The sequence below is a fragment of the Pseudomonas asiatica genome, from assembly GCF_040214835.1.
In the GTDB taxonomy this organism is placed as follows: domain Bacteria; phylum Pseudomonadota; class Gammaproteobacteria; order Pseudomonadales; family Pseudomonadaceae; genus Aquipseudomonas; species Aquipseudomonas putida_Z.
Genome location: NZ_CP157874.1, coordinates 5,465,887 through 5,490,610, shown reverse-complemented (window position 1 = coordinate 5,490,610; position 24,724 = coordinate 5,465,887). Strand labels below are relative to the sequence as shown.

Sequence of the window (24,724 nt, the reverse complement as noted above, 5' to 3'; positions counted from 1 at the left end):
CAGACTACTTGTGGATCCGGCAGAAACGAAGTTTAGAGGAACAATCCTGGTCCGGGTCGCGTTCCTTCGGGGAATCTGACGCCTACTTTCTGGATCTTGTTCCCGTCCATGGTGGCCACGGTCCAGATCGTGCCATGCCATTCGACCTGGTCACCTACTACTGGAGCGCCTCCGACCTTCTGTCGGATGAACTGGGCCAGCGGCATTTTCGCGTCCAGGCCGTCGAGTTTCAGGCCGTACAACGCTGCCACCGCACCCAGTTCGGCATCGCCTTCGAGCACGAAGTCGCCGAAGAAACGCAGGTCGAGGCCACGTTGTGGTGCCTGGCTGAACAGTTTGCCCAGGGCCGGCAGGTTATGTTCGTGGCCGATCACGCAGAGCATGTCGCCTACTTCCAGCACGGTGCTGCCCGACGGGTGCAGCAGCTGCTCGCCCCGGAACAGCGCGGCGATCCGCGTGCCTTCGGGCATCTTCAACTCGCGCAGGGCGGCGCCGATGCACCATTTTTCGGCGCCCAGGCGGTAGACGAACATTTCCCACTCGCTGGTGATGTGCACTTCCAGGGCGGAACGGGAGATTGGCGCCGGGTCTGGCGGTACTGTCACTTTCAGCAGCTTGGCCATCCACGGCAGGCTGGTGCCTTGCACCAGCAGCGACACCAGCACGATGAAGAAGGCCAGGTTGAAGAACAGCTGGGCGTCCGGCAGGCCGGCCATCAGCGGGAACACCGCGAGGATGATCGGTACCGCACCGCGCAGGCCGACCCAGGAAATGAAGGCCTTTTCACGGCCGTGGAAGGCCTTGAACGGCAACAGGCTGGCGACCACCGACAGCGGGCGCGCTACCAGGATCATCCACAGCGCCAGGCCCAGCGCCGGCAGGGCGATGGGCAGCAGGTCATGGGGCGTGACCAGCAGCCCCAGCACCAGGAACATGCCGATCTGCGCCAGCCACGCCATGCCGTCGAGCATGTGCAGGATGCCGTGGCGGCTGCGGATGGGCTTGTTGCCCAGCACCAGGCCGCACAGGTACACGGCAAGGAATCCGCTGCCGTGCAGGGCGTTGGTCAGCGAGAACACCACCAGGCCGCCAGCGATCACCAGGATTGGGTACAGGCCGCCAGCCAGCTTGATGCGGTTGACCAGTTGCAGCATCAGCCAGCCGCCGCCCAGGCCCACCAGCCCGCCGATGCCGAATTCGCGCAGCAGGTGGGTGAGCAGGCTCCAGTGCAGGCCGGTCTGGCCGCTGGCGATCATGTCGATCAGGGTGACGGTGAGGAAAACTGCCATCGGGTCGTTGCTACCCGACTCGATCTCCAGGGTGGCCGTGACCCGCTCGTTCAGGCCTTTGCCGCCGAGCAGCGAGAACACCGCCGCAGCGTCGGTGGAACCGACGATGGCGCCGATGAGCAGGCCCTGGATCAGGCTCAGGTCGAACAGCCAGGCGGCGACCAGGCCCGTGAGGGCGGTGGTGATCATTACGCCGATGGTGGCCAGCGACAGCGCCGGCCACAGCGCCACGCGGAAGCTCGCCACCCGTGTGCGCAGGCCACCGTCGAGCAGGATCACGGCCAGAGCCAGGTTGCCCACCAGGTAGGCGGTCGGATAGTTGTTGAAGATGATGCCGCCACCATCGACGCCGGCGATCATGCCGACCGCAAGGATGATGACCAGGATAGGGATGCCCAGGCGCGACGACAGCGAACTGACCAGGATACTTGCGCCCACCAGCAATGCGCCGATCAGGAACAGGCTGTTGATGGTGCTTGCATCCAAAGGCAGGTACTCCGGGGACCGCGGGGGAGGGGACTTGATAGCATGACGCTAGCAGGTCGCGTGCCAAATGATTCTAACCTGATGAATTGGCAGGCTGTAAAGCGTTTCTGCAGATGAAAAAAAGGCACCGCGGTGGGTGCCTTTTCGGGTGTTGCCTGGGTGGGCCTCTTCGCGGGCGCGCCCGCTCCCACAGGTGAATCACAAATCTCAAGTTCTGTGAGAGTCCTGTGGGAGCGGGCATGCCCGCGAAAGGGCCGGTGCAGTTTACGCCTGCTTGATTTCACGCATCGGCTTGCCCTTCACCGGTGCATCGCCCGCCACGTAGTACTTGGCAGTGCTGCGCGGCAGCGGCTTGCGGCCACGGATCTTGTCCGAGATTTTCTCGGCGATCATGATCGTGGTGGCGTTGAGGTTACCGGTGATGATCAGCGGCATGATCGACGCATCGACCACACGCAGGCCCTTCATGCCATGCACGCGGCCTTCGCCGTCGACCACCGCCATGTCGTCGGTGCCCATCTTGCACGAGCAGGACGGGTGGAAGGCGGTTTCGGCGTGCTCGCGGATGAACTTGTCCAGCTCTTCATCGGTCTGCACGTGCGCGCCGGGGCTGATCTCACGGCCACGGTACGGGTCCAGTGCCGGCTGGGCCATGATTTCACGGGTCAGGCGGATGCCGTCACGGAATTCCTGCCAGTCCTGCTCGGTGGACATGTAGTTGAACAGAATGCTCGGGTGTTGGCGCGGGTCCTTCGACTTGGCCTGGATGCGGCCGCGGGCAGGCGAGCGCATGGAACCCATGTGTGCCTGGAAGCCGTGTTCCTTCACGCCATTGGAGCCGTTGTAGTTAATGGCCACTGGCAGGAAGTGGTATTGAATGTTCGGCCATTTGAATTCAGGGCGGGTACGAATGAAACCACCGGCCTCGAACTGGTTGCTGGCGCCGATGCCGGTGCCGTTGAACATCCACTCGGCACCGATGGCCGGCTGGTTCCACCACAGCAACGACGGGTACAGCGACACCGGCTGGGTGCAGGCGTACTGCAGGTACAGCTCCAGGTGGTCCTGCAGGTTTTCGCCAACGCCTGGCAGATCGTGCACCACCGGGATGTCGAGGCTTTCCAGCAGGGCGCGCGGACCAACGCCGGAGCGCTGCAACAGCTGCGGCGAAGCGATGGCGCCGGAGCTGACGATGACTTCCTTGCGGGCACGGGCTTCAACGCGCTCTTCGCTGTCACCGACCAGGTAGGTCACGCCGATGGCGCGCTTGCCGTCGAACAGCACGCGGTCAGTCAGGGCGTGGGTGACGATGGTCAGGTTCGGGCGCTTCTTGGCCTGGTCCAGATAGCCACGGGCGGTGCTGGAGCGGCGGCCGTTCTTGGTCACCGTACGGTCCATCGGGCCGAAGCCTTCCTGCTGGTAGCCATTCAGGTCTTCGGTGCGCGGGTAACCGGCCTGCACGCCGGCTTCGACCATGGCGTGGAACAGCGGGTTGTTGCCGGCTTTCGGCGTGGTCACGCTGACCGGGCCTTCGCCACCGTGGTAGTCGTTCGGGCCGATGTCGCGGGTTTCGGCCTTGCGGAAGTACGGCAGGCAGTCCAGATAGGTCCAGTCTTCCAGGCCTGGCAGTTCTGCCCAGCCATCGAAGTCCAGGGCATTACCGCGGATGTAGCACATGCCGTTGATCAGCGACGAGCCACCCAGGCCTTTGCCGCGACCGCATTCCATGCGGCGGCCGTCCATGTACGGCTCCGGATCGGTCTCGTAGGCCCAGTTGTAGCGGCGGCCCTGCAGTGGGAAGGCCAGGGCTGCTGGCATCTGGGTGCGGAAGTCGAAGCGGTAGTCGGGGCCACCGGCTTCCAGCAGCAATACGGTGACGCCTGCGTCTTCGGTCAGGCGGGTCGCCAGGGTGTTACCGGCCGAACCGGCACCGACGATGATGTAATCGAATTCTTGGGACATGAAAGTACCCTCGTGTTGGCGGTGTTCAGGGAGCAGGAACGCCCGTGCGCTGAGGCACGGGCGTGGCTGGACAGGGCCTTAGAAGACCGAGTTGTAGCCGCCCAGCTCGACCTGGACCGACTTGATGCGGGTGTATTGAGCCAGCGAGCTGACGCCGTTCTCACGGCCGACGCCCGACTGCTTGTAGCCACCGACCGGCATTTCGGCCGGCGATTCGCCCCAGGCGTTGATCCAGCAGATACCGGCTTCCAGCTTGTGGATGATGCGGTGAGCGCGGGTGATGTCGTTGGTGCAGACACCGGCGGCCAGGCCGTACTCGGTGTCGTTGGCGCGACGGATGACTTCTTCTTCGGTTTCGTAGGTGAGGATGCTCATCACCGGGCCGAAGATCTCTTCCTTGACGATGGTCATGTCGTCGGTGCAGTCGGTGAACACGGTCGGGGCCACGAATGCACCCTTGGCGAAATCACCGGCGGTCAGACGCTCGCCACCGCACAGCACGCGTGCGCCTTCTTCCTTGCCCTTGGCGATGTAGCCAAGCACGCTTTCCATGTGCTGGAAGCTGACCAGCGGGCCGAAGTTGGTGTTTTCGTCTTCCGGGTTGCCAGCGCGGATGCGGGCAACGCGCTCGACGATCTTGGCCTCGAAGGCAGCTTTCATATCAGCCGGGATGAACACGCGGGTGCCGTTGGTGCAAACCTGGCCCGAGCTGTAGAAGTTGGCCATCATGGCGATGTCGGCGGCCTTGTCCAGGTCGGCGTCGGCGCAGATGATCAGTGGCGACTTGCCGCCCAGCTCCATGGTGACTTCCTTGAGCGACGAGCTCGAGGCGCTGGCCATAACCTTCTTGCCGGTGGTGGTGCCGCCGGTGAAGGAGACTTTTTCGATGCGTGGGTGTTCGGTCAGCCAGGTGCCGACTTCACGGCCGCTGCCGGTCAGGACGTTGAACACGCCGTTCGGCAAGCCGGCTTCGGTGTAGATCTCGGCCAGTTTCAGGGTGGTCAGCGAGGTGACTTCCGACGGCTTGAAGATCATCGCGTTGCCGGCGGCCAGGGCCGGGGCGGATTTCCACAGGGCGATCTGGATCGGGTAGTTCCAGGCACCGATACCGGCGGTCACGCCCAGCGGCTCGCGGCGGGTGTAGACGAAGGACGATTCACGCAGCGGGATCTGCTCGCCTTCGATGGCCGGAACCAGGCCAGCGTAATACTCCAGCACGTCGGCGCCGGTGACGATGTCGACGTAGCGGGTTTCCGAGTACGACTTGCCGGTGTCCAGAGTTTCCAGCATGGCCAGCTCGTCGTTGCGCTCGCGCAGGATCTCGACGGCGCGGCGCAGGATGCGCGAACGCTGCATGGCGGTCATCGCGGCCCAGACCTTCTGGCCTCGCTCGGCGCTTTCGACGGCCTTCTCGACGTCAGCCTCGGTGGCACGTTGCACGTGGGCGAGGACTTCGCCGGTAGCCGGGTTGATGGCTTCGAAGGTGGCATCGCTGCCAGCGTCGACGTAAGCGCCATCAATGTAGAGTTTTTGCGTTCCGAAACGGGCCATAGTGTCCTCGCAAGTGCAGTGTGTGGTTTGGCTTGCGCGTCACGCTCCTGCTGGGTTGGCAAGGGCCGTGCGCGGTTGTTCAGCGGCCTGGTCGTTTGTACCCAGGGTGTGCTGTTTAGCCAGTTGTAGATCCATGTATTCGTAAGCAATCCGTATCGCCTGGTCGGTGTCGAATGCATCACCCGACAGGGCGCCACGCAGCCACAAGCCGTCGATCAAAGCTGCCAGGCCGCGGGCTGCCTTGCGCGCATGGTAGAGCGGCAGCGCGCGGCGGAACTGGCAGCACAGGTTGGAATACAAGCGGTGGTCGTTGATCCGCTGCAACCTGTGCAAATCGGGCTGGTGCATGCTGGAAGCCCAGAAGGCCAACCAGGTTTTCATCGCCGGGCCGTTTACCTGGCTGGCATCGAAGTTGCCCTCGATGATCACTTTCAGGTGGGCGCGCGGGCTGTCGTCCGTCAGGGCCTGGCGACGTGCTCTGACACCTTCGTTGAGCATGTTCATGATGTAACCCATCGTCGCTGCTATCAGGCCGTTCTTGTCCCGAAAGTAGTGACTGATGATGCCGTTCGACACACCGGCCAAACGGGCAATCAGCGCAATGCTGGCGTCACCCAGTCCGACCTGATCGACCGCCTGCAACGTGGCTTCGATCAACTGCTGGCGGCGGATGGGTTGCATACCGACCTTGGGCATCTTGCGTTCTCCTCAGGCCTGCGAGCAGACGACGGGCGGCTGACTCGGCGAAGGCCAGTCTATTTTGTTTTGATTGAACGTTCAATCAATAAAGAATAAGCTCTGCGACAATTTGTGCCATTGACAGTTTTTAAGGCGGTCGAGAAGGCACGGATTGACACCCCAGGAAATCGCGTAACCCCCTGAATACAAGGCGTTGACGGGCATGAGCGATGCGAAATGCAGATTCTGCCGTGCGGTCTTAGACCCTGCGGCGGGCCCTTGGAGCGGGCGGGGTGATCTGTGACCAATGCGCGCACCTCAGCTGAGGCGTGGCATTTGCAGCAGGCCACCTGTCTGTTTTTTGCAACGTATCGATTCGGGATCACGGTTTCCAAGGGTGCTTTTATAACACCTGATGCAGTGGGGATATTCCACCAATTGCTCGGGAAAGATTGATTAGCCTCCACAGCCGCACTGCCCGGAGCATTCGTGCAATGAGTTCTGCCTCACTTACCAACCCTCCGGCCGAGAGGGTACGGGTCAACCGCGTGGTGTTCTTCACCTCCGCGCTGATGATTCTCGTTTTGACTGCCTTGCTTATCGCTGTACCCGAAACCGCCGGCCAAGTGCTGGGCGTGGCCCAGAAATGGCTGACGCGCACCTTCGGCTGGTATTACATGCTGGTGATCGGCGGTTACCTGCTGTTCGTCATCTACCTGGCCTTCTCCGACTACGGCAAGCTCAAGCTTGGCGGCAAGGATGACCAGCCCGACTTCAGCTATGGCGCCTGGGCCGGCATGCTGTTCTCCTCCGGTATCGGCATTTCGCTGTTGTACTTCGGCGCCTCCGAGCCGCTGGACCACTACTTCAACCCACCGGAAGGCACTTCTGCCAGCCTCGACGCAGCGCGTCAGGGCCTGCAGCTGACCTTCCTGCACTGGGGTTTGCACGGCTGGGCGATCTACGCCCTGGTCGGCTTGGCCGTGGGTTACTTCGCCTACCGCCACAATCAGCCACTGGCCCTGCGCTCGGCGCTGTACCCGCTGGTCGGTGAGCGTTGGGTCAAGGGTGCTGCGGGCAATGCCGTGGACATCTTCGGCATGTTCGTAACCCTGCTGGGCCTGGTGACCAACCTGGGCATCGGCTCGATGCAGGTGGCCTCCGGGCTGGAATACCTGTTCGGCATGGATCACAGCAAGACCAACCTGCTGGTGGTGATCCTGGTCATGGCCGGCGTCGCCACCGTGGCGGCGGTCTCGGGTGTGGAAAACGGCATTCGCCGCCTGTCCAACCTCAACATCGTGCTGTTCAGCGGCTTGCTGATCTTCGTCCTGCTGGGCGGCGAAACCCTGCACTTGCTTAACGGCTTCGTGCAGAACATCGGTGACTACCTCAACGGCATCGTGCTGAAAACCTTCGACCTCTACGTATATGAAGGCGAAGCTGGCAAGTCCGAACGCTGGCTGGGCCTGTGGACCGTGTTCTACTGGGCCTGGTGGATTTCCTGGGGCCCGTTCGTCGGCATGTTCATTGCCCGTATCTCCAAGGGTCGCACCGTGCGCCAGCTGGTCAGCGGCGTGTTGCTGATCCCGCTGGGCTTCACCCTGGCCTGGCTGTCGATCTTCGGCAACACCGCGCTGGACCTGGTGATCAACCAAGGCGCCGTGGAACTGGGCAAGACCGCCCTTGAACAGCCGTCGATGTCGATCTACCAGCTGCTGGAATACTTCCCGGCGGCCAAGATCGTGATCGGTGTAGCGGTGTTCGTCGGCTTCGTGCTGTTCCTCACCCCGGCCGACTCCGGCGCGGTGATGATGGCCAACCTGTCGTGCAAAGGTGGCAAGGTCGACGAAGACGCCCCGCACTGGATGGTGGTGTTCTGGTCGGTGGTCATCACCCTGGTCACCATCGGCCTACTGTTCGCCGGTAACTTCGAAGCCATGCAGACCATGGTGGTGCTGGCGGGTCTGCCGTTCTCGGTGGTGCTGGTGCTGTTCATGTTCGGCCTGTACAAGGCCATGAAGCAGGACGTGGCGGTGGAGCAGGAGCGTGCCGAGCTGGCCGCACGTGGCCGTCGTGGCTTCAGCGAGCGCCTGACCCAGCTGGAGCTGCAGCCGACCCAGGCCGTTGTACAGCGCTTCATGGACAAGCAGGTCAGCCCGGCGCTGAAAGAAGCTGCCGCGCAGTTGCAGACCCTGGGCTTCGAGGTGGAAACCCGGGTTGGCCAGTCGCGCAACATGATGGGCCTGCGGGTGATGATGGAAGAGGGCAACCCGTTCGTCTATGAAGTGAGCCTGGATGGCTACCTGGCCGCGCCGAGCGAAGCGCCGGTGGAAGGTGAGCCGGAGGTGCGCCAGCGCTTCTACCGCGCCGAGGTATACCTGCACGATGGCAGCCAGGAGTACGACCTGATGGGCTTTGCGCCGGAGCAGATCGTGCGTGATGTGCTGGACCAGTTCGAAAGCCACCGCCAGTTGCTGGGGCGTGTGTACAGCTGATTCTTGAGCGGTGAGGAGGCCCTGCAGGACGCAGGGCCTTTTTCATGGGCAAGCAATAATTAGCCCGGGTAACGGACAAGTTTGCTTCAGCCTGCCGGTTTTCTTCCGGAGGCATGCTTTATGAAACGTCCCGTTATTCCCACATTCGATTTTCAGTACGCTGCAGCCAGTCAGTTCAGTGGTCGGCCAACATTGCGGCAGGTGACCAGCGAGCAGCTGTGGACCGTGCTGCAGGAGAAGCTGTCCTGGCTTGCCTTTGTGAAGCCGGCGCTGTCCAACGCCGACCCTCTCATGCTGGATAGTCCCGACCCCAGCACGCCTTACTGGACCACGCAACCGCTGGTCGACCGTGTGCTCCAGGCATTGCTCGAAGCACAGCCGCTGGACATCGAGCCTGTCGGTGAGCGGCATCACAATCTTGCATTGACCTCCTCATACCGTTTTCCTGGCTCGGACAGCGCGTTCGACACCCGTCAACTGAGCGGCCTGTCCGATGCACTCGACGAACTGGTGCAACGGTTGCCACGGCTGTTCTGCGAGGCACAGCTCAAGTACTGGAGTGACAAGGGCAGTGCGGGAGTGAGCCGTGACCAGTGGCTGCAATTACTGCTCAAGACTACGCTTTTGCGCGGCCTGCCACTGCAAGGGCTGGATGTTCAGGAGCAGGCCTGCATCCGCGGGTTGATCCGCGGTGGCGCTGCCCAGCCCTCGGTCTATTTCGTCAAAGCCAGCCTGACTTGTGGGTCGATTCAATACGACCAGATGCTCAGTCACCTGCTGGTCACTGCCGATTACGATGAGCGGCAAGTGGTGCTCTGGTGCGCCCCGTCCGGTATCACGCGCAGCTTCGCCTCGTTGATCGATTTCGGTAACGCGCTGCGCAACGAACTGGCGCGGCACTACAGCTTCCAAAGCCTGTCGTGGACGCGTCAGCCGGTCGAGGGCAACGTCTTTGCCCAACAGGTTTCGCTGTTGCTTGAGTCCATGTTCCTGGCTTTCGACCAGATGCGCTTCAGTGGCTTGGCGGATTTGGCTTCGCTGGAGCAACGTTTTGCCGAGCTGAGCGACCCGGCGGCCTGGTTCGTGCGCTACGAAGACGACACGCCAGCCACCGTAGCCCCGCCGGGGCTCAGGGCCAGCGCCCCGCAGGACAGCTTTGCCTGTCGCGCCGCGTTGTTGCAACTCTCCCTCGACCAACTGGATGCCGGAGGTGTTTCGGTGCTGGACGGCATCCAGTCATTGACGGCGTATACCGCGCAGCAACTGACCGAGCAGATAAAAAGCGAGCACGGGGACGAAATTTCTCCAGATCAGGTGCTTCTTGACCTGTACATCGCCCGGGGTGTGCCTGGTGGCGCTGCGACTGGAGCCGGCGGTGGCGAGCCACTGGCGTTCGTGGGCACCAAGTCGCTTACCGAATTCGCCATTGGTAACCTTGCTTCGCTCAAGGGCGCGTACATCAAGCAGGTCCGCCATCAGAAGAGCATCAAGCTTCCGAAGTGGCTGAATGCCGATGCAGCGAAGCGATTGGTCACCCAGGTAGACATTGGTGGCCGCTACCCGGCCTATGTTGCCGGACAGTTGGATGATCAGGCCATGCGTGCCGAGCGCGTCGAGCTTTTGGGCAGGGAGTGGCGAAGCGCGTTTCTTTCCAGCGCCATTTCGGCCAGGCTCGACGCTAAAGTCTCCGAGGTGGGTTTACAGTGCGTGGTCGATTTTTGCGCAGGTCATCAGGACCCCTTGGTTCCGCGCATGTCACTGATCCCTTTGGCTTTCAGGCGCAGCCGCCATTCGTGCAAGAAAGACACTGTGCGCGGCATGTACTTGCTGTTCTGCGCCGAGCCGGCAAAGGTTCTGGTGTACCGCCCGCTATATCGACAGGACACGGTTCGCGAGTACGCAAGCCTTGAGGCCTTGCTTGCACATATTCGTGAGTCGGCTCTCTTCCAAGAGAGCATTCTTGACTGGATCGACCCGACCGCGCGCGACGTATATGCAGAGGGTGGTTTCAGCGAGCCGCACATTGTGAGTATTGGTATCGACCCTTATACGCTCCCGGCCAAGCCGGAGCCGGCGATGCTCGACCTGAAGCTGTGGCGCAACAAGGTTGACGAGAAAATCTACCAGGCCAATCGAGATCTGCTGGTCGAGCTGGCAGGGCTGGAATCGGTATCTGACGCCGAGAGCCGCTGGCAGCTCCTGTGCGAAGGCGCCTGGCTGTTGTTCGATGTGGTGACTCAGGCGATACGCGGTCCGGTCGCGTCTGTGGCCTGGTTGGTACAGTTTCTGGCTTCGCTGCAAAACGACTTGACCGCGTTGGAGCAGGGTGGTGAGTTCGATCGGTCTGCTGCAGTGGCCGACTTTTTGCTCAACCTCGGGATGACGCTGCTGCATGCCCATCAACCGAAGCAGGAGACAGTGCCCACAAGGCGGCTGCCTGATGTTTCACTGTTCGAAGGACCTGACCGGCAAAACGGCGCGTTTGCCGAACTAGCTATCGAGGCGCGTGAAGAACCGGAAGGCACGCTGGGCGAACTGGGCAGCCAGGTGCTGGACTTTTCCTGGCGCGGCCAGCATGGGTTCAACTGGCTGCCCGCGCAACAGCGGCAAAGGTTGCAAGCCATGCGCTCCAGCGTCTCTGTCAATGGGTTGAAGCCTTTGACAGCGGGCGATGGTGAAGGCCTGTACCAGATCGATAAGAACTACTACGCGGCCATGGCTGGTGACCTCTATAGCGTGGAGTTGCTGGCTGAGGGAGTTCGGGTAGTCGATGCGACTGGCGGTTACGGGCCCTGGTTGGCATTTGTCGACGGGGCTTGGCGGGTGGATACGAAATTGCGCCTTGCAGGAGGGGCTCCCAGCCCCAGAACTTCGGTATCGGTCCGATTCAAGAAACTTTACGACCGCGTCGTCCAGTTGGATGCGGAAATCCCGAAGTTGAAGTCGACGGTTCAGGCAGCGAGTCAGCAGATGATGGCTTTGCACCAGAGCCTCGTCAAAATGGACGCGTTGAAGGCAAAGGCGCAGGAGGATGTGAATTCGGCCCCGGCAGGTACCGATACGACAGCTCTCCGGTCACTGACCGCGCAGTATGAACAACGAGCGATGGATGCGCGGGAAAGTATCGCCCAGCAGCGTGAGCAAATCGTTTCGCTGCTTGAAGAGGCCATTGGCAAGGAAGACGAACAGCTAAAGCTGTTGATCACGATGGCGGAACCCAAATATGCCGGGCAACGCCAAAAAGATGGGTTGGATAAGCCTGTTGCCAAGCATGAAGAGAATGCTCGCACAGAGCTGATTCGCGATTGTGTCTTCGTTTACAACGAGCTCTGGAGCCTTACGGACTATCCGCAACTTGCCGCGCTGCAACGGGCTATTGATGGTAAGCCATTGGCTGAAGTCGGCGAACAATATGCTGCGTTTCGTATCAAGCTGGAGCATGTGGCTGAGTATCAGGACCGCATGCTTGCCATACGAGTGCACCTGGACAATTTGCTGGCCGAGTCGCCGGTTGAGCTTGTCATACCTTCCAACCCCCCTGGTGACCATCGCACAGTGGGGCATCTGATCGACGAAAGACCGTTTTCGACCGTGCAGATGCGCTTCCATCAGGTGCAGAACCTGGCAGACCTGGCCTTGCACCTCAATGCTCCCGGCGGCCTCCAGACAGTCGCCCGCTACCGGGACGAACTGGTCAGCATGGCCTTGCGCAATGCCGCAGAGACTCATGGGGAGCTTGACTTCGCCAATCTGTCGGCAGACGACCGCATCGTGATCCTGCAAGAGGCATGGGATGAGTACTCTGCCGCATTACTCAACAGTGCCCGCATTCTCCGTGAAGGTGGCGAACTGATCGAACCCGTGATGCTCGAGCGGTATCGCAACCATGTAAAGCAACTGAAGGAAGATGCAGGACAGCGGCTGGTTGCCGCGATCTCGGAGCAGGAGGGTGGAACGGTCGCGCAAAAGCGCAGACCCTACAAGGTGTCTACCGAAGAGCAGCGAGTGGTGCGCAACCTTGCTGGGCAGTTGATGATCGGGGTGGAAAGGACGATAGACGAAAGCCAGATCGTTGAAGTGCGGGAGACGTTCAGTGAAGAAGTACTGGCAACCTTCGACCTGGTGGATGGGGAATGGCGACAGCGTGAAAGCAAGCGCCCTTCATTGGCGGACGAAGCTGCTCCAACTGACCTGCCCATGTGGGTACAGGCGCTTCTGGACGAGAGCGATGCAGTCAGGGAGCAGGCCAAGGACTATGTCAAGCACGACATCAAAGGGGCGTTGCTCAAGCAGTTGTTCGATCAGCATCTGGAAAAGCTGAATCAGGCACTCAGTGTGGTGCGTGATGCCGGAGGAAACGACAAGCTGATCAGGACGCTGGAAGTGGATCTGGACAAGTTGGAGGCGGATAAAACATTTCAGATGACCAGGCTCTATACCGACACCAAGTATCCGTCGGCCGAAGGTTTGCAGTATCTCCACGGAAAGCACCTGATACAGGTCGAATATGTGGAACGGCGCACCATGCAGGATGGCAGCGCTTTTGACGAATACCGGATCGTTCGTCTACCGAGCAAGCGGAACCTCTGGGCTGCGCACTTTCATTTCAGCTCGCCAGATGCGTTTGCAGAGGATTTCACGGTGGGTCACCTCAAGACCTGGAGCCAGCGTCGTTTGAGTAGCAAGGCCGCTGCAGACTCGAAACAGCGATTGCACAGGGGAGCCCTTACTCTGGCACAGGCCCGAGGAATCATTCCTTTCCATTGAGTCGGCCAACGGGGGCGGTGGGATGGTGCTTGGCATGCGCGGGCATCGTCTGATTGCCCCGCTCGGCAATCATCTGTTCCAGGCCGATCAGCTCTACGCCCTGGCGCTTCAGTCGGGGCAGTTCGCGTTCGAGCACTTCGAGGGTTTGCGGATAAGGGTGGCCGATCAGCACGGCTGAGCCTTGTTTGCGAGCCAGTTCGACCCCGAGCTGCAATTCGCTGCCGATGGCCTCGACCGTACGTACGTTGTCCAGAAAGACATCGCGGGATACCTGTGCCAGGCCCTGGGCCTGAGCCTGGAATGCAGCCACCGTGGCAGCGCTGGTGCGGCTGTCGACAAAAAACAGGTGTCGGCGTTGCAGGTCGGCCATCAGCATGGCCATCGCTTCGGGTTGGGCGGTCATGCGGCTGCCCATGTGGTTGTTGATACCGACTGCGTAAGGCACCTGCGCCAGGGCGGTGTCCAGGCGGTGGGCAAGCTCCGGCAGGGGCGTGCCCGGGTGCCAGGCGTAAGGGCCGGTGGCCGGGTCCATGGGCATGTGCAGGATAACTGTCTTGCCGGCCTTGTGCGCCTGCCGGGCAAACGTGGTGGCATGCGGAGTGTCCGGCATGATCGCCAGGGTTACCGGGCCGGGCAGGGCCAAGGTGCGGCTGTCGCGCTCGCTGCTCTGGCCGAGGTCGTCGATGATGATGCTCATGTAGGCCTTGCCGGCCGGCGCCGCTTGCGCGACCCCTGCCATCAGGCAGAACAGCAGACACAGCAGATAACGCATGGAGTGGATCAGTCGCCCTTGGTGATGTTCAGGCCTTTGAGCAGGCTCAGAGCCTGGCTCAGCTGGAAGTCGTCATCCTGCGGGCGCTCCTTGCGCTTGCCGCTGCCGGTCGGGCGGTCGGCACCGCCGTTGCCGTTGCCCAGGTGGCCCTGCAGGTCGGCTTCCTTGAAGTTGTCGGTGTCGGCTTCGGCGGTGAGCTTGGCCGGGCGCACTTCGATGTCGGGGACGATGCCCTGGGCCTGGATCGAGCGGCCGTTGGGGGTGAAGTACAGCGCGGTGGTGAGCTTCAGGGCACGGTCGTTGGCCAGTGGCAGCACGGTCTGCACCGAGCCTTTGCCGAAGCTGTCGGTGCCCATCAGCACGGCGCGTTTCTGGTCTTGCAGGGCGCCGGCGACAATTTCCGAGGCCGAGGCACTGCCGCCGTTGATCAGCACCACCAGTGGCACGCCGTCGCTGGCGTCGGCCGGGTCGGCCGAGAAGCGCAGCTCGGAGTTGGCGATGCGGCCCTTGGTGTAGACGATCAGGCCCTTGGTCAGGAAGTGGTCGGCCACTTCCACCGCCGACTGCAGCACGCCGCCCGGGTTGTTGCGCAGGTCCAGCACCACGCCGCGCAGCTTCTTGCCGTTGTCCTTGCGCAGTTTGGCCAGGGCCTTGCCTACTTCGTCGCCGGTCTTGACCTGGAACTGGGTAATGCGGATGTAGCCGTAGTCGTTCTCCAGCAGCTGGCTCTTCACGCTCTTGACCTGGATGACCGCGCGGGCCAGGGTCACGTCGAAGGGGGTGCCGCCGTCACGCACCAAGGTCAGGGTGATTTTCTCGCCCACCTTGCCACGCATCTTGTCGACCGCTTCGGTCATGGTCTGGCCACGGGTCGGGGCGCCGTTGATCTTGACGATCAGGTCGCCGGCCTGCACGCCGGCACGCGATGCCGGGGTGTCGTCGATCGGCGAGACCACCTTGATGAAGCCGTCTTCCTGGCCTACTTCGATGCCCAGCCCGCCGAACTCGCCGCTGGTGCTTTCCTGCAGTTCCTGGAAGTCCTCTGGGCCGAGGTAGGCCGAGTGCGGGTCGAGGTTGCTGAGCATGCCCTTGATGGCATTTTCCAGCAGGGTCTTGTCATCCACCGGCTCCACATAGGCCGCCTTGATGCGGTCCATGACCTCGGCGAAGGTGCGCAGCTCTTCAAGCGGCAGTGGCGCCTTGGCGGTCACCTCGGTGGCCGGTGCTGCGGCCGGCTTGGCCGGCTCCGCGGCAGTGGCCAGGGGCGCGCCGACCGCCAGGGCGATGGACAGGGCCAGCTGGGTGAGACGAGGCGAGTGCAGCATGTCGAACGAACTCCTGATCCTGTAAGCGCTCCCTGGGGAGCATCGGCGCAGCCCGTGGGCTACCCCGTAGAAATTTGACTAGCCCCGGCACCACTGCGAAGGGTCGGTAGGCCGGCCCTGCTGGCGGATGGCGAAGTACAAGCCGGCAGCGTCCTGGCCGCCGCTGTCGCCAACGGTGGAAATGGCCTCGCCAGCCTTGACGATATCACCGGCGCTCTTGAGCAGGCTCTGGTTATGGCCGTACAGGCTCAGGTAACCGTTGCCATGGTCGAGAATGACCAGAAGCCCGGCACCGCGCAACCAGTCGGCGAACACCACGCGCCCGCCGTGCACGGCACGGACCTGGGTGCCCGGGTTGGCGCTGATCATCACCCCGTCCCACTTGGCACGGGCATCACTGCCGCGGGCATCACCGAAACGTGCCAGCAATCGACCATTGACTGGCCAGGGAAGTTTTCCCCGTGCGGCAGAAAATGCGCCGCCGTAGTTCGCGCCGTCGCTGGAAACCAGCGGGCCCAGGGTGGTGCGGGCCTTTTTCGGTGGCTCCACCGGTTCGCGGGCCTGTTCGCGGGCGGCAGCGGCGGCCAAGGCTTCCTGCTGGCGGCGTTTTTCCGCTTCCTGCTGAGCCAGCAAGGCCTTCTTGCGCGCTTCTTCGGCCTCGCGGGCCTGGCGGGCGAGGGTTTCCTCGATGGTCTTGAGTACCTTGGACAAATCGGCCTGATCCTGCTCGCGCGATTGCAGCTTCTGGTCGCGGTCCTTCATGTCGCTGTTGAGCTTGGCCAGCACCTGCTGGCGCTTGCCGCGCTCGGTTTCCAGGGCCTGGCGGCGGCTGTCGAGGTCGGCGCGCTGGGCCAGCAGCTGTTGCTGCTGGGTAGCGATTTCCTGTTCGACGTTGGCCAGCTGGCGCAGGGTCTCGTTGAAGGTGCGCAGTTGCTCCAGGCGCGCCTTGCTCAGGTAGTCGTAGTAGGTGAGGGTGCGGGCGAACTTCTCGGGGTTCTGCTGGTTGAGCAGCAGCTTGAGGTATTCCTCGCGGCCATTCTGGTAGGCCGAACGGGCCTGGATGGCGATCAGTCGCTGTTGTTCAACGCGGGCGCTCTGGAGTTTTTTTTTCTCGGTATCAAGGCGCTCCAGCTCGCCCTCGGTCTTTTTTAGTTCTTGCTGCAGGGCCTCCACCTGCTTTTCCAGGTTGCCGATATCGGTCTCGGTGGCTTTGAGGTCCTTTTGCACACCGGCCTTTTCTTCCTGGAGCTTGCCCAGCGTCTTCTTGAGCTCGGCAATATCCTGGCGGGTGGCGTCCAGTTGCTGCTGGGTCTGCGCACGCTCATCGGCAAAGGCCGGGCTGAGCAGGCAAGACAGGGCTAGGAGGATCAGGGCGCGAAGCATGGGGTTTGGCGTACCAAGGATGGAGACTGGCCTAGTATGCCCGCGCGGGCGGGCAAAAAAAACGCCTCGCTGTGGGTGCAGAGGGGCGTTTGTCTGGAATTCATGTGTTGTTGGGGCTGCTGTGCAGCCCTTCGCGGGCTCGCCCGCTCCCACAGAATCAGCGGCACAACCTGCTTTTGTGGGAGCGGGCATGCCCGCGAAGGGCCGCAGAGCGGCCCCAATATACAGAATCAGGCGTCGACCAGGATCGAGGTACCAGTCATTTCCACCGGCTTTTCCAGCCCCAGCAGCTTCAGCATGGTCGGCGCCACATCGGCCAGCACGCCGCCGTCACGCACCTTGACGTTGCGCTTGCCGACATAGATGAACGGCACCGGCTCGGTGGTGTGCGCGGTGTGCGCCTGGCCGGTGCACTCGTCTTCCATCTGCTCGACGTTGCCGTGGTCGGCGGTGATCAGCGCTTCGCCGCCGACCTTGTCCAGCGCCTCGACGATGCGCCCGACGCAGCCATCCAGGGCTTCGACGGCTTTCACCGCCGCTTCGAACACGCCGGTATGGCCGACCATGTCGCCGTTGGCGTAGTTGACCACGATCACGTCATAACGCTGCTGCTCGATGGCCTCGACGATGCGGTCGGTAACTTTCGGTGCGCTCATTTCCGGCTGCAGGTCGTACGTGGCGACCTTCGGCGACGGGATCAGGATGCGCTCTTCGCCTTCGAACGGCTCTTCGCGGCCGCCGGAGAAGAAGAAGGTGACGTGGGCGTACTTCTCGGTCTCGGCGATGCGCAGCTGGGTCTTGCCGTTCTTCGCCAGATACTCGCCCAGCACGTTGTTCAGGCTGGCCGGGGCGAAGGCGGCGGGGGCCGGGATTTTCGCCGAGTACTGAGTCAGGCCGATGTAGGCGGCCAGTTTTGGCAGGCGGGCACGCGGGAATTCGTTGAAGTCGGCTTCGACGAACACGCGCGACAGTTCGCGGGCGCGGTCGGCGCGGAAGTTCATGAAGATCACCGCATCGCCGTCTTCGACCTTGACTGCTTCACCGATGCGCGTGGCCTTGACGAACTCGTCGCTCTCGTCGCGGGCGTAGGCCGCTTCCAGGCCGGCCAGGGCGGTGTCGGCGGTGTATTCGGCAGCGCTGTCGACGATCAGGTTGTAGGCGGCGCTGACGCGGTCCCAGCGGTTGTCGCGGTCCATGGCGTAGTAGCGGCCGATCAGGCTGGCGATGCGGCCCTTGCCCAGCTTGACGAAGGCGGCGTCGAGCAGTTCGATGGACGACTGTGCGCTGCGTGGCGGCGTGTCGCGGCCATCGAGGAAGGCGTGCAGGTAGATCTTTTCCGCACCGCGCTGCGCGGCCAGTTCGGCCATGGCTACCAGGTGGTCCTGGTGGCTGTGTACGCCGCCGTCGGACAGCAGGCCGAGGATGTGCACGGCCTTGCCGGCACTGGCTGCCTTGTCCACGGCGCCGGTCAGAACCGGGTTCTCGAAGAACTCGCCGTCGCGGATGGCCTTGGTCACCCGGGTGAAGTCCTGGTACACCACGCGGCCGGCGCCGAGGTTCATGTGACCGACTTCGGAGTTGCCCATCTGCCCGTCCGGCAGGCCGACATCCATGCCCGAGCCGGAAATGAGGCCATGCGGCTGGCTGGCGCGCAGGCGGTCATAGACCGGTGTGTTGGCGGCGTAGATGGCGTTGTATTCGGGGCTTTCGCTGTGGCCGAAGCCATCCAGGATGATCAGGACCAGGGGTTTGGGCGTACTCGTCATCAATCAAACTCACGGTTGTTCAAAGATGATAAAGACACGCATTTTAGGGCAAATGCGCCACCGGCGGCGAATATTCGTCCTGTTCCCTGACCAGCGTGGCCAATGCGGCAACATGAAGGTACCTTTCCGGCCGGCCCGTCGGGCTTTGGTGGCACTGGGGGGCTGTGTATACTGGCCGGCATTTTCAATCGCGTGGAACACCCCAGATGGTTGCTAACCTGATTCAATTTGCGACAAACCACTACATCCTGGTGGCGATCTTCGTTGTTTTGCTGGTCGCGCTGCTGGTCAACGAAATCCGTCGCGGCGGCCAGAGCCTGAGCAACGGCCAGCTGACTGCCCTGGTCAATGCCGAGAAAGCCCTGGTCATCGACATCCGCCCGACCAAGGAATACTCCGCCGGTCACATCGTCGGTGCGGTGAACATCCCGCAGGACAAGCTGGTCAACCGCATGAGCGAGCTGGACAAGCACAAAGAGAAGACCCTGATCGTCGTCGACTCGATGGGCCAGCAGTCCGGCACCATCTGCCGCGAGCTGCTCAAGGCTGGTTACAACGCCGCCAAACTGAGCGGTGGCGTTTCCAGCTGGAAAGCCGATAACCTGCCCCTGGTGAAGTGATATGAAGCCCGTCATCGTCTATTCCAGCGACTACTGCCCCTACTGCATGCGCGCCAAGTACCTGCTCGAGAGCAAGGGCGTGGCCTTCGAGGAAATCAAGGTCGACGGCAAGCCACAGGTTCGTGCCGAGATGAGCCAGAAGGCCGGCCGTACATCTGTGCCGCAGATCTGGATCGGCAGCACCCACGTCGGTGGATGCGATGACCTTTATGCCCTGGAGCGCGCCGGCAAGCTCGACGCGCTGCTGGCGGCCTGATTTGCACTGCATTCAAAAACATTAGGATAAGGATCTGCCATGACTGACCAACAGACCAACGGCGCTGCTGCAGAAGACAACAGCCCTCAGTTCTCCATGCAGCGCATCTATGTGCGCGACCTGTCGTTCGAAGCCCCGAAAAGCCCGCAGATCTTCCGCCAGACCTGGGAGCCGAGCGTTGCCCTGGACCTGAACACCAAGCAGAAAGCCCTGGAAGGCGACTTCCACGAGGTGGTGCTGACCCTGTCGGTTACCGTCAAGAACGGTGACGAAGTGGCCTTCATCGCTGAAGTGCAGCAGGCCGGTATCTTCCTGATCAAGAACCTGGACGCGGCTTCGATGAGCCACACTCTGGGTGCGTTCTGCCCGAACATCCTGTTCCCGTACGCCCGCGAGACCCTGGACAGCCTGGTGACCCGCGGTTCGTTCCCGGCCCTGATGCTGTCGCCGGTCAACTTCGACGCCCTGTACGCGCAGGAAATGCAGCGCATGCAGGAAGCCGGCGAAGCGCCGACTGTGCAGTAATAGCTGCTGGTATCAAGAAAGCGCCTCAAGGGGCGCTTTTTTGTTGCCTGTGCCGGCCCCTTCGCGGGTAAACCCGCTCCCACAGGTACAGCGCCGCCCTTGAGGTTGGTTTGGTTCCTGTGGGAGCGGGTTTACCCGCGAAGAGGCCGGCACAGGCTACAGCTCAGCTCCCGGCAAACCCATTCTGCCGCCACGCCTCATACACCGTCACAGCCACGGTATTGGACAGATTCAGGCTGCGGCACCCCGGCCGCATCGGCAGGCGCAGGCGTTGTTCGGCCGGCAGGCTGTCCAGTACTTCGGCCGGCAGGCCGCGGCTTTCTGGCCCGAACAGGAAGGCATCACCCGGCTGGTAAGCCACTTCGTGGAACGGGTGCGAGCCCTTGGTGGTGAAGGCGAACAGCCGTGGGTTGCCCAGGCTTTCCAGGCATCCGGCCAGGCTCTCGTGGCGCTTGAGCGTGGCATACTCGTGGTAATCCAGCCCCGCGCGCCGCAGGCGCTTGTCGTCCAGTTCGAAGCTGATGGGCTCGATCAGGTGCAGGTCGCAGCCGCTGTTGGCGCACAGGCGAATGATGTTGCCGGTATTCGGCGGAATTTCTGGTTGAAAAAGGATGACGTGAAACATGCACGGCTCCAAGCGTGAAGATGACGGGCATTCTACCCCCGAACCGGACCTGCGTTCGAAGGCGTTCCCGCGGGTGATGCTGTCGCTGGCGATCGTCGGCTTGATGGTGGGGCTGATGATTGGCCGCCTGACCACGCCCGACGAGCGCGAGCTGCAGCAGGTGGAGGTGGTGCAGGATGGCCTGGAGCTGTGGTTCAACGAAGAGCCTCAGCTGCATGGCGAGAATGTGGAAGGTACGGTAGCACTGTTGTTCCAGGCCCAGGGCAAGGCCCGGCAAGGGCAACTGAGCCTGCAGGGCAAGCCTGTGAGCTGGCGGGTGCAGAATAGCAAGGAAGGTCTGTTGCTGACGGTGGTGGCCGCGCGCCCCCTGCACGGCGAGTGGGCCGGTGCAGAGGACGCTGGGCGCTGGCGGTTGCAGGTGAAACTGCACGAATAAAAGAGGGGATATCCCGGCCTGCCTGTACCAGGGTCCCCGAAAGGGGTACTGCGTATAAAGGGGGGATGGCCCGGCCTGCCTGTACCGAGGTCCCCAAAACTGGCGATGTTGCGAATAAAAGAGGGGTTCACCCGGCCTGCCTGTACCAGGGCCCCCGAAACTGGATATGTATGGGTTATTGCAGGGGGCGTGCCAGTTTTGAAAAGCCCGTCAATTATGGGTTTTCAGGGTGATTTGGCCGTTTTTGCGGGGGATTTGTGCCTTCGAGAGGTGCATCGGGCACAGGATCGGTGCATCGAAGGGCTGAAATGTTTGGGGCCGCTTTGCGGCCCATCGCGACACAAGGCCGCTCCTACAGGGGATCGCATTCTCCTGTAGGAGCGGCCTTGTGTCGCGATGGGCTGCGCAGCAGCCCCAAAGAACTATGGGTTTACCTGGAACTCAGTGATCGTCCCCTTCCTCATCATCGCCACCCGCCACATTCATCCCCAGCTCCTTGATCTTGCGCGTCAGGGTGTTGCGCCCCCAACCCAGCAACAGTGCCGCATCGCGCCGACGGCCTGCAGTGTGCTTGAGCGCCGTTTCGATCATGATCCGCTCGAAGCTCGGCACTGCGCTGTCCAGCAGGCTGGTCTGCCCGCGCGCCAGCGCCTGGTCGGCCCACTGGCGCAGGGCCTGCTCCCAGTTGGTTACCGGCGCGGCGTCCTGTGGCAGGTTCAGCAGTTCTGGCGGCAGGTCGCCGATCAGCACTTCGCGGCTGGAGGCCATCACGGTGATCCAGCGGCAGGTGTTTTCCATTTGCCGTACGTTGCCCGGCCACGGCAGGTTGCGGATGAATTCCTCGGTTTCCGGCTTGAGGATCTTCGGCTCGACCGCCAGCTCCTGGGCGGCGCGGGCGAGGAAGTGGCGGGCGAGGGCGGGGATATCCTCGCGGCGGTCGGCCAGCCGTGGGATGTGGATGCGAATCACGTTCAGGCGGTGGAACAAGTCCTCGCGGAACTTGCCGGCCTGTACCAGCGACTCCAGGTTCTGGTGGGTGGCGGCGATGATGCGCACATCGACCTTGACCGGCACGTGGCCGCCCACGCGATAGAACTCGCCATCGGCCAGCACTCGCAGCAGGCGGGTCTGTGTGTCGGCGGGCATGTCGCCGATCTCGTCGAGGAACAGGGTGCCGCCGTCGGCCTGCTCGAAGCGCCCTCGGCGCAGGTTGGCGGCGCCGGTGAAGGCGCCCTTTTCATGGCCGAACAGCTCGGACTCCATCAGGTCCTTGGGGATGGCTGCCATGTTCAGTGCGATGAACGGTGAGGCCGCACGCGGGCTGTGGCGGTGCAGGGCGTGGGCCACCAGCTCCTTGCCGGTACCGGACTCACCGTTGATCAGCACGGTGATGTTGGAGTGGCTGAGGCGGCCGATGGCGCGGAACACCTCCTGCATTGCCGGTGCTTCACCGATGATTTCCGGGGTGCGCGCCAGGCTCTGCGGCACATCCAGCCCTTGTTGCTCCTGGGCGTGCTGGTTAGCGCGCTTGACCAGCGAGACCGCCTCGTCCACATCGAATGGCTTGGGCAGGTACTCGAATGCACCGCCCTGGTACGACGCAACGGCGCTGTCCAGGTCGGAGTGGGCGGTCATGATGATGACCGGCAGGCGCGGGTGCTGCTCACGGATCTGTGCCAGCAGGTCGAGGCCGCTGGTGCCCGGCATGCGGATGTCGGAAATGATCACGTCCGGTTGCTGGCGTGCCAGGCGGCCCATCACGCCATCGGCGCTGTCGAAGCTCTGGGTGGTCATGCCTTCCTGTTGCAGGGCTTTTTCCAGGACCCAGCGGATGGAGCGATCATCGTCGACGATCCATACGGTTTCACTTCGGCTCATGAGGCGGTGGCTCCTTGTTCCAGGGGCAGGTAGATCGAGAAGGCGGTGTGGCCTGCATGGCTTTCACACTCGATCAGGCCCTGGTGCTGGCTGATGATGTTCTGGGTGATGGCCAGGCCCAGCCCGGTACCGTCCGGGCGGCCGCTGACCATGGGATAGAAGAGGGTGTCCTGCAGTTCCGGCGGGATGCCCGGGCCGTTGTCGATGATCTCGACCCGCGCCACCAGGCGATGGCGCACGTGGCCGATGGTGAACTGGCGCAGGGCACGGCTGCGCAGGGTGATGCGGCCCAGGCGCAGTTCGTTCTGCGAACTGATCGCCTGCATGGCATTGCGCACGATGTTGAGCACGGCCTGGATCATCTGCTCGCGGTCGATCAACACATCCGGCAGGCTGGGGTCATAGTCGCGCACCAAAGTGATGCAGCCCTGGCTTTCGGCCTCTACCAAGCTGCAGACCCGCTCCAGCACTTCGTGGATGTTGGTCATGGCCAGCGACGGCAGCTTGTTCGAACCGAGCATGCGGTCGACCAGGTTACGCAGGCGGTCGGCTTCCTCGATGATCACGTTGGTATAGTCACGCAGGCCTTCTTCAGGCAGTTCGCGGGCCAGCAGCTGGGCTGCGCCGCGGATGCCGCCAAGGGGGTTCTTGATTTCGTGGGCCAGGCCGCGCACCAGCATCTTGGTGGTTTCCTGCTTGCTCAGCTGGGCCTCTTCCTTGGTAATGCGCAGCAGCCGGTCGCGTGGGTGCACCTCCAGCAGCAGCAGGGTCTGGCCCTGGTGCAGGATCGGCGTTACCGCGTAGTCGACGGTGATGGCCTGCCCGGTCAGCGAGGTGAGCTGCGCTTCGCGCTTGGTGAACGGGTGCGCCTGCTCGACCGCCTGGCGCAGCGAGCTGAGCGCCTCGGTCGACTCGGTGAACAGTTCGCTGATGAACTGCCCATGGCTGCGCTGGCCACTGACCGCCAGGAGCATTTCCGCGGCCGGGTTCATGTACTCCAGGCGCAGCTCGGCGTTGAGCAGCAGCGTGGCGGTGGTCAGGTTGTCCAGAAGCAGACGGTGCTGGGCATCGCTGATGGTCATAGGGCGTCGTCGACCTCTTTTGGCGCGTGTCGGGCATGGGCGCGGCCATGGTCGGGCGCGCGGTGGATCCGCTGATTCCAGTCTTTGGGCAAAAAATGCAAGAACCAAACCAAGGCTCCGAAAAGAAGCGGAATTTGCCGATAAAGCCCTGAAAACGGGAAAAACCGCACCAGAATGAACTGATTAAACGGTTCATGTGATCGCTTTTGGGGTGCATTCGGGGGCGTTAGCTCTCAGAATGCACCAATATGGAGCATAGGTGGTTTCAGGGTTTATCGCACAGTTGGCGGGCATTCGGCTTCTGGCGTTGAAAACGCCAGGTCTTCATTGCTTGCGTGGAACACCATGACAGTGGCGGGCTGCGCGGTGGTGTGCCCGCGGTGCACTTCCCCTTGAAGTTCTGCCAGCGTCTGGCCTGCAACCAGGCTTGTGCGCTTGCCGTCGCGGGTTTCCACCTCAAGTCTGCCCTCCGCCAGATAGCCCAGATTGAGGGCCTGATGGCAGTGCCAGCCGAGGGTTGTGTGGGCGGGGATGCTGACTTTCACCAGCGACAGCACTGGTCGTCCTTCGGGGTAATCGCGATAGGGGGTGCCGTCCCAACTGCCGGTGGCGCGGTGAAGCACCTGTGACGTTGCCTGGCCTGGCGCGGTGCCGTTGCTGGCGCAGCCGGCGAGGAGGGCGGATACGGTAATCATTGCAGGTAGAAGTTTGCGCATGGCGTGATGTCCGTCGACTGAAGGGACGCCTACCCTGCGTGCTGAAGGGGCGGCGAAATGTCAGCGGCATCTGCTGGTTCTGTATGAAATCGATGAGGCAGCCACGGAA

The 24,724-nt window shown here is 62.4% G+C and carries 18 protein-coding genes; 6 read left to right on the top strand and 12 right to left on the bottom strand.

Going from position 1 to position 24,724, the window contains the following annotated elements; all coding sequences use genetic code 11:
- Positions 1-32 precede the first annotated feature (32 nt).
- From ABNP31_RS24455 to betI, 4 genes are all read right to left on the bottom strand, one after another.
- On the bottom strand, positions 33-1,775 hold the full coding sequence (locus ABNP31_RS24455; RefSeq protein WP_013974590.1) for a potassium/proton antiporter: 1,743 nt from the start codon (positions 1,773-1,775) through the stop codon (positions 33-35).
- A 264-nt stretch (positions 1,776-2,039) separates the two neighbouring features.
- Positions 2,040-3,737, bottom strand: coding sequence for a choline dehydrogenase (betA, locus tag ABNP31_RS24450; RefSeq protein ID WP_015272125.1), 1,698 nt, complete (start codon positions 3,735-3,737; stop codon positions 2,040-2,042).
- 78 nt (positions 3,738-3,815) lie between these two features.
- Positions 3,816-5,288 (bottom strand): betaine-aldehyde dehydrogenase, encoded by a 1,473-nt coding sequence (betB, locus tag ABNP31_RS24445; RefSeq protein ID WP_015272124.1) that lies wholly within the window; start codon positions 5,286-5,288, stop codon positions 3,816-3,818.
- 39 nt (positions 5,289-5,327) lie between these two features.
- Positions 5,328-5,984 carry a transcriptional regulator BetI gene (gene betI / locus ABNP31_RS24440; RefSeq protein WP_003259891.1) on the bottom strand — a complete coding sequence of 219 codons (657 nt, stop codon included), beginning with the start codon at positions 5,982-5,984 and terminating at the stop codon, positions 5,328-5,330.
- Between the two features lie 533 nt (positions 5,985-6,517).
- On the opposite strand from betI, the gene ABNP31_RS24435 reads away from it, so the two are divergent.
- Together ABNP31_RS24435 and ABNP31_RS24430 are read left to right on the top strand one after the other, a co-directional pair.
- Positions 6,518-8,464 (top strand): BCCT family transporter, encoded by a 1,947-nt coding sequence (locus ABNP31_RS24435; protein WP_223998156.1) that lies wholly within the window; start codon positions 6,518-6,520, stop codon positions 8,462-8,464.
- Positions 8,465-8,584: 120 nt separating this feature from the next.
- Positions 8,585-13,231, top strand: coding sequence for a dermonecrotic toxin domain-containing protein (locus ABNP31_RS24430; protein WP_350012843.1), 4,647 nt, complete (start codon positions 8,585-8,587; stop codon positions 13,229-13,231).
- Here ABNP31_RS24430 and ABNP31_RS24425 read toward each other — a convergent pair.
- The 4 genes from ABNP31_RS24425 to gpmI form a co-directional block, all read right to left on the bottom strand.
- Positions 13,215-14,003: a divergent polysaccharide deacetylase family protein gene (locus ABNP31_RS24425; protein WP_015272121.1), complete on the bottom strand. Its 789-nt coding sequence runs from the start codon at positions 14,001-14,003 to the stop codon at positions 13,215-13,217. The two genes, ABNP31_RS24430 and ABNP31_RS24425, sit on opposite strands and share 17 nt — an antisense overlap.
- Positions 14,004-14,011: 8 nt before the next feature.
- Complete coding sequence (locus ABNP31_RS24420) at positions 14,012-15,328, bottom strand: S41 family peptidase (RefSeq protein ID WP_350012842.1); 1,317 nt, start codon at positions 15,326-15,328, stop codon at positions 14,012-14,014.
- A gap of 78 nt (positions 15,329-15,406) precedes the next feature.
- Complete coding sequence (locus tag ABNP31_RS24415; RefSeq protein WP_015272119.1) at positions 15,407-16,711, bottom strand: murein hydrolase activator EnvC family protein; 1,305 nt, start codon at positions 16,709-16,711, stop codon at positions 15,407-15,409.
- A gap of 230 nt (positions 16,712-16,941) precedes the next feature.
- Positions 16,942-18,477 (bottom strand): 2,3-bisphosphoglycerate-independent phosphoglycerate mutase, encoded by a 1,536-nt coding sequence (gene gpmI, locus ABNP31_RS24410; protein WP_350012841.1) that lies wholly within the window; start codon positions 18,475-18,477, stop codon positions 16,942-16,944.
- Positions 18,478-18,683: 206 nt separating this feature from the next.
- On the opposite strand from gpmI, the gene ABNP31_RS24405 reads away from it, so the two are divergent.
- Genes ABNP31_RS24405 through secB form a run of 3 tightly spaced genes read left to right on the top strand, consistent with a single transcriptional unit; the run spans position 18,684 to position 19,878 of the window.
- The gene (locus ABNP31_RS24405; RefSeq protein WP_003259887.1) at positions 18,684-19,097 is read left to right on the top strand and encodes a rhodanese-like domain-containing protein; all 414 of its coding nucleotides are present in this window, start codon (positions 18,684-18,686) and stop codon (positions 19,095-19,097) included.
- A 1-nt stretch (position 19,098) separates the two neighbouring features.
- Positions 19,099-19,353, top strand: a complete 255-nt coding sequence (gene grxC / locus ABNP31_RS24400; protein ID WP_003249204.1) for a glutaredoxin 3 — start codon at positions 19,099-19,101, stop codon at positions 19,351-19,353.
- Between the two features lie 39 nt (positions 19,354-19,392).
- A complete protein-coding gene (gene secB / locus ABNP31_RS24395; RefSeq protein ID WP_013974581.1) occupies positions 19,393-19,878 on the top strand; it encodes a protein-export chaperone SecB in 486 nt (161 codons plus the stop codon).
- A gap of 163 nt (positions 19,879-20,041) precedes the next feature.
- Here secB and trmL read toward each other — a convergent pair whose 3' ends face one another.
- Complete coding sequence (gene trmL, locus ABNP31_RS24390) at positions 20,042-20,503, bottom strand: tRNA (uridine(34)/cytosine(34)/5-carboxymethylaminomethyluridine(34)-2'-O)-methyltransferase TrmL (RefSeq protein WP_013974580.1); 462 nt, start codon at positions 20,501-20,503, stop codon at positions 20,042-20,044.
- On the opposite strand from trmL, the gene ABNP31_RS24385 reads away from it, so the two are divergent.
- Positions 20,502-20,939 carry a hypothetical protein gene (locus ABNP31_RS24385; protein WP_075046617.1) on the top strand — a complete coding sequence of 146 codons (438 nt, stop codon included), beginning with the start codon at positions 20,502-20,504 and terminating at the stop codon, positions 20,937-20,939. The two genes, trmL and ABNP31_RS24385, sit on opposite strands and share 2 nt — an antisense overlap.
- A gap of 441 nt (positions 20,940-21,380) precedes the next feature.
- On the opposite strand, the gene ntrC is transcribed toward ABNP31_RS24385, so the two are convergent.
- The 3 genes from ntrC to ABNP31_RS24370 all read right to left on the bottom strand — a co-directional run bounded on the left by ntrC (position 21,381) and on the right by ABNP31_RS24370 (position 24,615).
- Positions 21,381-22,817, bottom strand: coding sequence for a nitrogen regulation protein NR(I) (gene ntrC / locus ABNP31_RS24380; RefSeq protein ID WP_046613491.1), 1,437 nt, complete (start codon positions 22,815-22,817; stop codon positions 21,381-21,383).
- Complete coding sequence (gene glnL / locus ABNP31_RS24375; RefSeq protein WP_085663480.1) at positions 22,814-23,899, bottom strand: nitrogen regulation protein NR(II); 1,086 nt, start codon at positions 23,897-23,899, stop codon at positions 22,814-22,816. The genes ntrC and glnL overlap by 4 nt, the downstream gene beginning before the upstream one ends.
- Before the next feature lie 272 nt (positions 23,900-24,171).
- Positions 24,172-24,615 (bottom strand): cupin domain-containing protein, encoded by a 444-nt coding sequence (locus tag ABNP31_RS24370; protein WP_085663481.1) that lies wholly within the window; start codon positions 24,613-24,615, stop codon positions 24,172-24,174.
- Between the last annotated feature and the right edge of the window lie 109 nt (positions 24,616-24,724).

Excerpts from the sequence above, each read along its gene's own strand:
- betB (WP_015272124.1), bottom strand. The coding sequence starts at position 5,288 with ATGGCCCGTTTCGGAACGCAAAAACTCTACATTGATGGCGCTTACGTC.
- secB (WP_013974581.1), top strand. The coding sequence starts at position 19,393 with ATGACTGACCAACAGACCAACGGCGCTGCTGCAGAAGACAACAGCCCT.
- betA (WP_015272125.1), bottom strand. The coding sequence starts at position 3,737 with ATGTCCCAAGAATTCGATTACATCATCGTCGGTGCCGGTTCGGCCGGT.
- ABNP31_RS24420 (WP_350012842.1), bottom strand. The coding sequence starts at position 15,328 with ATGCTGCACTCGCCTCGTCTCACCCAGCTGGCCCTGTCCATCGCCCTG.
- ntrC (WP_046613491.1), bottom strand. The coding sequence starts at position 22,817 with ATGAGCCGAAGTGAAACCGTATGGATCGTCGACGATGATCGCTCCATC.
- ABNP31_RS24370 (WP_085663481.1), bottom strand. The coding sequence starts at position 24,615 with ATGCGCAAACTTCTACCTGCAATGATTACCGTATCCGCCCTCCTCGCC.
- ABNP31_RS24385 (WP_075046617.1), top strand. The coding sequence starts at position 20,502 with ATGCACGGCTCCAAGCGTGAAGATGACGGGCATTCTACCCCCGAACCG.
- ABNP31_RS24425 (WP_015272121.1), bottom strand. The coding sequence starts at position 14,003 with ATGCGTTATCTGCTGTGTCTGCTGTTCTGCCTGATGGCAGGGGTCGCG.
- ABNP31_RS24415 (WP_015272119.1), bottom strand. The coding sequence starts at position 16,711 with ATGCTTCGCGCCCTGATCCTCCTAGCCCTGTCTTGCCTGCTCAGCCCG.
- glnL (WP_085663480.1), bottom strand. The coding sequence starts at position 23,899 with ATGACCATCAGCGATGCCCAGCACCGTCTGCTTCTGGACAACCTGACC.
- grxC (WP_003249204.1), top strand. The coding sequence starts at position 19,099 with ATGAAGCCCGTCATCGTCTATTCCAGCGACTACTGCCCCTACTGCATG.
- ABNP31_RS24405 (WP_003259887.1), top strand. The coding sequence starts at position 18,684 with ATGGTTGCTAACCTGATTCAATTTGCGACAAACCACTACATCCTGGTG.
- ABNP31_RS24430 (WP_350012843.1), top strand. The coding sequence starts at position 8,585 with ATGAAACGTCCCGTTATTCCCACATTCGATTTTCAGTACGCTGCAGCC.
- gpmI (WP_350012841.1), bottom strand. The coding sequence starts at position 18,477 with ATGACGAGTACGCCCAAACCCCTGGTCCTGATCATCCTGGATGGCTTC.
- betI (WP_003259891.1), bottom strand. The coding sequence starts at position 5,984 with ATGCCCAAGGTCGGTATGCAACCCATCCGCCGCCAGCAGTTGATCGAA.
- trmL (WP_013974580.1), bottom strand. The coding sequence starts at position 20,503 with ATGTTTCACGTCATCCTTTTTCAACCAGAAATTCCGCCGAATACCGGC.